This window comes from Brevibacterium sp. AGC70, assembly GCF_057334195.1.
Genome location: NZ_JBHFIH010000014.1, coordinates 245,473 through 251,516, shown reverse-complemented (window position 1 = coordinate 251,516; position 6,044 = coordinate 245,473). Strand labels below are relative to the sequence as shown.

Annotated in this window: 7 protein-coding genes; 4 read left to right on the top strand and 3 right to left on the bottom strand. The window is 61.5% G+C overall.

The genetic code is table 11. The features are described from left to right. Nucleotides 1-59: 59 nt before the first annotated feature. On the bottom strand, nucleotides 60-554 hold the full coding sequence (gene greA / locus ACE03M_RS11395; RefSeq protein WP_143921263.1) for a transcription elongation factor GreA: 495 nt from the start codon (nucleotides 552-554) through the stop codon (nucleotides 60-62). Between the two features lie 213 nt (nucleotides 555-767). After that, nucleotides 768-1,193 (bottom strand): DUF4307 domain-containing protein, encoded by a 426-nt coding sequence (locus ACE03M_RS11390; protein ID WP_485934024.1) that lies wholly within the window; start codon nucleotides 1,191-1,193, stop codon nucleotides 768-770. A 124-nt stretch (nucleotides 1,194-1,317) separates the two neighbouring features. On the opposite strand from ACE03M_RS11390, the gene mca reads away from it, so the two are divergent. After that, the gene (mca, locus tag ACE03M_RS11385; protein ID WP_143921264.1) at nucleotides 1,318-2,310 is read left to right on the top strand and encodes a mycothiol conjugate amidase Mca; all 993 of its coding nucleotides are present in this window, start codon (nucleotides 1,318-1,320) and stop codon (nucleotides 2,308-2,310) included. Next, nucleotides 2,307-2,627 (top strand): hypothetical protein, encoded by a 321-nt coding sequence (locus ACE03M_RS11380; protein WP_485934023.1) that lies wholly within the window; start codon nucleotides 2,307-2,309, stop codon nucleotides 2,625-2,627. The genes mca and ACE03M_RS11380 overlap by 4 nt, the downstream gene beginning before the upstream one ends. A gap of 65 nt (nucleotides 2,628-2,692) precedes the next feature. Here ACE03M_RS11380 and trhA read toward each other — a convergent pair whose 3' ends face one another. Continuing rightward, a complete protein-coding gene (gene trhA / locus ACE03M_RS11375; RefSeq protein ID WP_143921266.1) occupies nucleotides 2,693-3,478 on the bottom strand; it encodes a PAQR family membrane homeostasis protein TrhA in 786 nt (261 codons plus the stop codon). A 137-nt stretch (nucleotides 3,479-3,615) separates the two neighbouring features. Between trhA and ACE03M_RS11370 the strand changes: the two genes are divergently transcribed. Then, a complete protein-coding gene (locus tag ACE03M_RS11370; RefSeq protein WP_143921267.1) occupies nucleotides 3,616-4,377 on the top strand; it encodes an isoprenyl transferase in 762 nt (253 codons plus the stop codon). 178 nt (nucleotides 4,378-4,555) lie between these two features. After that, nucleotides 4,556-5,863, top strand: coding sequence for an RNA 5'-3' helicase PhoH2 (gene phoH2, locus ACE03M_RS11365; RefSeq protein WP_143921268.1), 1,308 nt, complete (start codon nucleotides 4,556-4,558; stop codon nucleotides 5,861-5,863). Nucleotides 5,864-6,044 lie beyond the last annotated feature (181 nt).

Here is a 6,044-nt window from a genome sequence, read left to right as displayed (position 1 = left end):
ATCATCCCCCCCCCACTGCTTCATTCTGCTTGGTGGCTGAACCCGTTCGGGTCCTTCGATCAGCCGGAGAAAGGTTCGATGCCCGTGACCTCGACCTTGATCTCCTTGCCGTTGGGAGCTTCGTAGCTGGTCTTTCCTCCGACGGCGACACCGAGCACCGCGGCGCCCAGTGGGGACTTCTCCGAAAACACGTCGATATCCGAATCGCCGGCGATCTCACGGCTGCCCAGCAGGAACCGCATCTCGTTTCCGGCCACCTTCGCGGTGACGACGGAACCGGGGGAGACGGTTTTTCCATCGCTGTCGCTGGATCCGACCTTCGCGGACTGCAGGAGCAGCTCGAGCTGGCGAATGCGAGCCTCCTGTTTGCCCTGCTCCTCGCGCGCCGCGTGGTAGCCGCCGTTCTCCTTCAAGTCACCCTCGTCGCGGGCGGCTTCGATCTTCTCAGCAATCTCTGCACGTCCCGGTCCGGAGAGGTGTTCAAGTTCCTGCGACAGGCGGTCGAAGGCTTCCTGAGTCAACCATGTTTCTTCCTGGGTGACATCCTCGGTCATGACTTCTCCTTCTTCGGTTCGGTGCACTGACAGGCGCGTCAGGCAACGAAAAACCGGGCGTTGGGTACGCCCGGATGTTGAATGAAACTACAGTCTAACGCATCTGCACGCGAAAACGATGATCTCCGTCACGCGCGCTTACAGATGTTGTGGGCGGTGTGTTCGTGACGGATGCGAGGCGCATCGTGCTCCACAGGATGCGTGCAGAAGCTGCTATTCGAACCAGCAGGCGTCGGCGTGCCCGGACGACGCGAATTGTGTCGTGGCCAGATCGACGTCCATCTGTCTGGGCGAGTTGGGGTCGGCGGCGGGATCGGCCGGGAGAGTGATCTCGGTGAAGCCGACAATGGCCTCATTCTCGTTCGTCGCCTGCACGATGCAGTGAACATCCCGATCCTGATCAGGAAATATTGCCACGGTGACCTGTGTTAACGAAGAGTCGACAACTGAATAGTCGAGTGTCTTGGGGGTCGTGGGACTGGTCTGTGGACGAAATGCCACAAACGCAATCGCGATGATCAGGGCAGAGACGATGACGACGGCGATGATCTTGGCTGTTTTTCCGAGATGCCGTTTGGGCTCGCGGACACGGCCGTATCGATCATCATGCAGTGGCTTGTCCACTGTTACCTCAGTCATTGAATTCCTCATCTACGAACATTGCGCACTAATCTAGAGTAGTCGATCCGTCTCCTGCGATCATTTCAGCCATTGCGCAGGAAACGGAACGTCACCAGGCTGAATCGAAAGGGACACACCAAACATGACTTCGCTTCCGTACCATGGACTGCGTCTGCTGACGGTTCATGCTCATCCTGACGACGAATCCTCGAAAGGTGCGGCCACGAGTGCGAAGTACGCGGCACTCGGAGCTCGAGTCCTCATCGCCAGCATGACCGGTGGTGAAGCCGGAGACATCCTCAACCCTGCACTGCTGCAGAGCCCGAAGGCCAGCCGCGATATCGCGGGCCTGCGTCGCGAGGAGATGGCCACGGCCGCAGCGGCTCTGGGCGCCGAGCACGTGTGGGTCGGTCACGTCGATTCAGGACTGCCCGATGGTGACTTCGACAACCAGACGCCTCCCGGCTGCTTCTACCGTGTCCCCGACGAGGTGGCCATGCTGCCCCTGGTGCACATCATTCGCAGCTTCCGACCTCAGGTTGTGACGACTTACGACGAGCTGGGCGGGTACCCTCACCCCGATCACATCAAAAACCATGCCGTGACGATGGCGGCTGTGGCGGCCGCAGCCGACCCGGAGAAGAATCCGGAACTCGGCGAGCCCTGGCAGGTTGAGAAGGTCTACTTCAATCAGGACCTGTCCGCGAAGAAGTGGGTGACCATCCACGAGAAGATGACAGAGGCGGGTCTCGAGTCGCCCTTCGCCGACCACATCGAGGACTTCAAGAAGCGCGATGCCCAGCGGGTCAACTGGTTGAGCACGACGATCGACTGCGCGGAATTCTTCCCCTCACGTGATCGTGCTCTTCTCTCTCACGCCACACAGATCGACCCGGAGGGCGGGTTCTTCTCCGCCTCGCGTAAAGCCGCGCGGACGTATTGGCCCACGGAGGAGTTCGAACTGGCTGTCGACAACACCGGCCGGACGCCTCTGACTCCCGGCGTTGATTTCCAAGAGACGGACCTCTTCGCTTCGGTGACCATGGATGATGGTCGCAAGGTGCCGGCAGAGGGCATGCTTCCTGCATCACCAGACGAAGACGACTACGACGAAGTGACAGGTGAGAGTGCATGAATCTGGCTGCAGCGCAGGGCGCGACCCCCAGCGGAGGCCCTGACCCCGATCTGGTCACTCCCGGCACGATCGGCTTTCTGTCGACTTTGGTGATCGTCATCTTCGTGATCTTCCTCATTCGTGACGCGCTCAAACGAGTTCGGCGTGTGCGCGCACGGGCCCATGCCGATGATGCGTATCCGATCCCGATGCGCAAGCATGCTGTGCCCAACCAGTCGAAGCTCTCAGGCGAGTCTGCACCGGTCGCGGAAGAGGAATCGTCGCCGGTCGAGGCCGAGAATTCGAAGACTGAGTCCGGCGACGCAGGGCGGGGCTAACCGGGTCAGAGCGTCGAGCAGCACAAGCCCTTCAGCTGAGTACGAGCCCAGCCGGCAGCAGGCGCCTAGTAGGCGGCCACCGCGGCGACAAGGAGTGCGGCAAGATGGCAGCCGTAGCCGGCGATAGTGAGAATATGGAAGATCTCGTGGAAGCCGAGCCACTTCGGTGAGGGATTGGGCTTTTTGATTCCGTAGATCACGGCACCGACGACATAGCAGACTCCGCCTGCCACGACGAGGATTCCCACTGCGGGATTGCTCGCCCAGATCTGGGGGATGTAGCCGACTCCGGCGACGCCGAAGCCCACATAGATGGGAACGAAGAGCCACCTCGGCGCGGTTGTGAAGATGGTCCTGAAGGCCGCCCCCAGGATGGCTGCGCCCCAGAGGACGGACAGGAGCAGGATCGTCTGGTCTGTGCGCAGGGTCAGCACCGCCAGGGGCGTATAGGTGCCCGCGGTGATGAGGAAGATGTTCGCATGGTCGAGTCGGCGCAGGATCAGTCGAGCCCGAGTGCGCCACCGTCCCCGGTGGTAGACAGCGGAGGTCCCGAAGAGCAGCATCCCGGTGATGGCGAAGATCGCGGCGGCGATCCGCGACTCGATGGTGGGGGAGATGATGACCAGAGCCAGGCCGCCGACCATCGCCAATGGAAAGGCTGCGGCATGGAACCATCCACGCAGCTTGGGTTTGACCTGACCGGCCAACTTGTCCAACTCACGCCGCAGAGCCGAGCGCCTGCGGGCAATGTGCACAGGGTAGCCGGACCGCGACTCAGCTGAGGGTGTGGAGTCGACTGACCGCTGACCTTCGGAGCCGGGTGAAGATGGTTCAGTGACTGGAGCGTTCATGGTTCCAGGATATCGACCTCAGCTGAGGGAACGTGCAACGGCACCTCCGGCGGAGCCGACGACGACGTGAAGCCGTTCGGGATAGTACTGTGTAAGGTGGTCGAACCGACCGGAAATCGAGTGTGAAAGAGGACAGTGTGGCGCGACCGGTGAGCCTGCTCTACCGTCTCTATGAGCGGCGGCTCCTGCGCGAGCTGGACAAATCTGTACCCGTGCCCAGGCACGTCGGTGTCATCACTGACGGCAACAGGCGCTGGGCGAAGGAATTCGGTGCCACCACCGCCGACGGGCACCGGGCCGGAGCAGAGAAGATCGTCGAGTTCCTCGGCTGGTGCGACGAGATCGACGTCGATATCGTCACTCTCTACGTCCTGTCCAAGGAGAACCTCGCCAGATCCGCCGAGGAGGTTGAGGTCCTCATCGAGATCATCTCCGATCTGGTCGAGAAGATCGCGGCACTCAAGGGCGTGCGTGTGCAGTTGGTCGGGGACCTGGAGATCCTGCCACCTGGCCTGCGGGCACGTTTGGAAGCGGCCACATCGACGGGGGACTGCCAGATGCGCGTCAACGTCGCCGTCGGCTACGGAGGACGGCAGGAGATCGTCAACGCGGTGAAGTCGCTGCTGCGTCTGCGCACGGATGAGGGCACAGACCTGGAGACGATCATCTCCGAACTCTCCCCGCAGCAGATCAGCGAACATCTCTACACCAAGGGTCAGCCGGACCCTGACCTCATCATCCGTTCCTCCGGTGAGCAGCGCCTGTCCGGATTCCTCATGTGGCAGAGCGCCTACTCGGAGTTCTATTTCTGCGAAGCGTACTGGCCCGACTTCCGTCGCACCGACTTCCTACGTGCGGTCCGGGACTACGGACTGCGCCAGCGGCGCTTCGGAAAATAGGTCTCGGGCTCACCTCGGTTCATACGAAGTTCACGCCCACGACTCTCCCGAACACGCGTGCCGTCACTCAGTCGGCATCGGTTCGGGGATAGGTTGGCAGTAGTTGGTCGACACCAACCCGAGATCAGGGGGATGTCAAGACTCGGATCTCGGCGGTACTCACGCCACAGGGGTCCTCATGACCGCACATATCCACACTTACGTTCTCGACACCTCGGTGCTGCTCTCAGATCCGGGGGCACTGTTGAGATTCGCAGAGCACCATCTCGTCATTCCGCTTGTCGTCGTCTCCGAGCTGGAAGCCAAACGCAATCATCCGGAACTCGGTTTCACCGCCCGCAAAGCATTGCACATCCTCGATGACTTCCGATCCGAGTTCGACCGGCTCGATGAGCCGATCCCTGTCGGTGAAGCCGGCGGCACATTGCGGGTCGAACTCAATCATGTCGATGCATCGACGATGCCGATCGGCTTCGATCGTTCGGAGAACGACACTCGTATCCTCGCCGTGGCCCGAAATCTGGCCGCTGAAGGTCAGGACGTCATTGTGGTCACGAAGGACGTTCCGATGCGTGTGAAGGCTTCGGCCCTCGGGCTGCACGCCGAGGAGTATCTGGCGGAGCTGGCCACCGACTCCGGGTTCACGGGGATGAGTGAACTGTCGCTGGACGAGGCCGAGATGTCGCAGTTCTACGAAGAGGGGTGGACCACCACCCAAGCGGTCTCCGATGAGGTCGTCAACACCGGCGTCGTCATCACCTCACCTCGTGGCTCCGCACTCGGTCGTGTCCGCTCGGGCAAGCGGGTGTCGCTGGTTCGCGGTGATCGTGACATCTTCGGTGTCCATGGCCGCTCCGCCGAGCAGCGAGTAGCCATCGACATGCTCCTCGACGATGCGCTGGGAATCGTATCTTTGGGAGGTCGAGCCGGAACGGGGAAGTCCGCACTCGCGCTCATGGCGGGCCTGCAGAAGGTGCTCGAGGAGAACAGACATTCGAAGATCATGGTCTTCCGCCCGATCTATGCCGTAGGCGGCCAGAGCCTCGGGTTCCTACCCGGCAGCGAGGGCGAGAAGATGAACCCGTGGGCGGAAGCGGTCTTCGACACGCTCGGAGCTCTGGTCAGTAAGAACGTCATCGAAGAGGTGATGAACCGTGACTTGCTCGAAGTTCTGCCGCTCACCCACATCAGGGGCCGGTCCCTGCATGATGCGTTTGTCATCGTCGACGAGGCACAGTCGCTGGAACGCAACGTGCTGCTGACTGTGCTCTCTCGCATCGGCATGAATTCGAAGGTGGTGCTGACCCACGACGTAGCTCAGCGAGACAATCTTCGAGTGGGTCGACATGATGGCGTCGCGGCGGTGATCGAGAAGCTCAAGGGCCACGATCTATTCGCCCATGTCACTCTGACCAGGTCGGAGCGCTCCGAGATCGCAGCCCTGGTCACCGATGTGCTCGAGGAGTTCGATCCCTTCCGCTCCTAGTCTGCGCAGCACGCACCGGCGACTCGATAGCCGACGGCGTCGTCGATAGCTGACTTCAGCGTGGATAGGCGACCGTGGCCTTGAAGGGCGAGTTCAGGGAGTCTGCTCTCGACGCTGCGGTGTGCGCTCGATGAGGTGAATGCGAGGGGGGGGGGGGGGGAGAATGTGATGTCCTGGCAAC